This is a genomic window from Echinicola sediminis (assembly GCF_054777495.1).
The window spans coordinates 1-2,402 of sequence record NZ_BAAHAP010000207.1; the positions used below are offsets into that span (position 1 = coordinate 1).

2 protein-coding genes are annotated in these 2,402 nt (G+C 43.0%); both read right to left on the minus strand.

Translation table 11 applies throughout. From position 1 onward, the window contains the following. Window positions 1-513 precede the first annotated feature (513 nt). Window positions 514-720 carry a DUF2191 domain-containing protein gene (locus ACYVAA_RS22705; RefSeq protein ID WP_460546325.1) on the minus strand — a complete coding sequence of 69 codons (207 nt, stop codon included), beginning with the start codon at window positions 718-720 and terminating at the stop codon, window positions 514-516. 340 nt (window positions 721-1,060) lie between these two features. Further along, window positions 1,061-2,402 (minus strand): FGGY-family carbohydrate kinase (locus tag ACYVAA_RS22710; RefSeq protein ID WP_460546327.1); only part of this gene is annotated, 1,342 nt, incomplete at its 5' end.

The following is a 2,402-nucleotide window of genomic DNA, read 5'->3' on the forward strand; positions in this document are numbered from 1 at the left end:
GTTGACCAAAGCAGAACTGATATCCCTTTTGGAGAAAAGGGAACAGGAATCGGTACGCCGACTGGTGACTTTTGTATATGCCTTGGGAAGTTTGTACTTAAAACCAACCTAACATAGATTAGAATCACAATACCCTAATCCGAAAAAACAAATTCATCTCCCAAAAACCGCTTAATTTTTTATCCAGGGTCCATAGTTTTAGGTCATGCGCCACAGTAGCATGAATGATAATGGCATCAACTAGCCCGATACCTTTGCCAACCAAATTTTCCTTTTGGGAGTAAGCTCCCGCTTCAAAAACAGCATTGGGCCTGTCCAGCTTGGGAAGACTCTCATAATATCCCCGTATTATTTCAACTTCTCTTTTTCCTTTTGCACCTTGAAGTAATTCCGCAAAGATGATCTATAAGGTATAAACTGAAGCTTTTTCCAACAATTGCTGACAAGGAGAGAAATAGTCAGGATTAGCTTTAAAATATTCAATCCAAACGGATGTGTCTAAAACAACCCCTTTCATGTATTGTTCTTTTTCCTGATTTCCTTGGCAGAATATTTAAACTCCAAAGGTTCCTCCACTACCGATTGGCTTAGTTCCTTTAACTTTTTCATGGCCAAGTATTCCTTCAACGCCATTTTTAAAGCATCAGTCACGGTAGTGGCCTTAGAGTACTTAACCACTTCGCTTATCAATTCATCAGGTATTATGGCAGTAACTTTCATGACTTTTTCATTTAAAATACGATAATCCATCGTATAATCCTAAAAAGTAAAAATCTCACAACCATATTAACCACGGAGGACACGGTGGTAGCACTGAGACTCCAAATCCTGCTATTCCAAAACTCACCCTGTGAGCTCTGTGCAAACTCTGAGACCTTTGTGGTAAAAAACTCAAAACCAAAATTACCACGGAGGACAAGGTGGTAGCACTAAGACTCCAAATCCTTTTATTCCAAAACTTAGCTTGTGAACTTTGTGTAAGCTCTGCGAACTTTGTGGTTAAACCCTCCTCTGTCTCCTCTGTGCAAATTCAGAGACCTTTGTGGTAAAAAAAGAAATACTAATTCGTGAAATTTGTGGACTTCTTCACCCCAAGGCTTTCCTTTTCTCCCTGCTCCAACACCAAGGCCGCTCCATAAGCAGAGCCCAAAGGGAAATCAGAAAATTCCAGCTCATAGCCAGGCAGGTGATGCTGCAATAGATCCATAAACACCTCATTATGGACAAAGCCCCCATCGATAAACACTTTATGGATAGCAGAACTACCCTGAGCCGATTTCAATGAAGCCACCTGCAACAAGGTCAATCCCCAGATCATATGGTGGTAGGCCTCCTCATAGCTGTCATACTCCTCCGGCTTCCATTCATTGCCCTCAAAAAGTGACTTGACCAACGGGGTTTCGGCGATGTGTTTTGGATAAAAACTGCATTTCACCTTACCCTCCTTGATCCGGCTTGCAATGGCTTCATTTACTGGAATCGTCTTGTAATATTTTTCAGGCTTATCGAAATGCTTGTTGATTCGGTCAATCTGGTAATTGAATTCATAGCCCATGAAAAACCGCGAAGCCTTCACAGGATGACCGTCTATGCTCAGGAAATTCAGGCTGTCATTGTCCAAGTCCTCCTTGGTCAATGGATCCTGGGTAAACGGATTCAACGAGATGCTCCAGGTACCTGTAGAAATCAGCAAGAAGGGTTCTTTGATCCGCACCAGATAGGACGCCAGGGCGGAAGAACTGTCATGGATCCCCACTCCAATACTCACTTCACGGCCACAAAGCTCGGCTTGGAAAGTCTTTCCTGTAGGAACAATTTCAGGCAGTACGCGATCTATGCCCTCCTTTTTAACCCAATTGTGATAGGCTCCCCTTTCGAAGTCCCAAAGTCGGGTATGACATCCTATGGAAGTCGGTTCGCTGACGGCCTTGCCCGTAAAAAGATAACTTAGGTACTGGGGAAAATGCAGGGAATATTTGATCTTTTTAAACAACTCTGGCTGGGTCTTTTTCAACCAGTAAAGCTGCAAGCCTGAATTGAGCATGCCCAAGGAAGGTGATGCCGTCTCCAGGTTATTGGCTTCTTCAGGATAGGAGCGGTAAAACTCCCCGATAATTTCTTCAGGAATTTCCTTCAGGTAATTGTAAAGCGGTGTCAAAGGCTTACCGTCCTCTCCAACATGCACAAAGGAGGCGCCGTAGGTAGAAAAATTCACCCCTTTAAGTTCATACTCCGGAGACTTGCAGATCTTATCTACCGAAGATTTGATCCATTCGGTCAGTGCTGCCAGATCATCGCATTCAAAACCGTCCTCATCTTCTGTAAGCGGAATCTTATTGTATTCCTGCTTGATCTCATTCATTTGTTCATCAAACAAGAAGAACTTCTTATTGGTCTTTCCT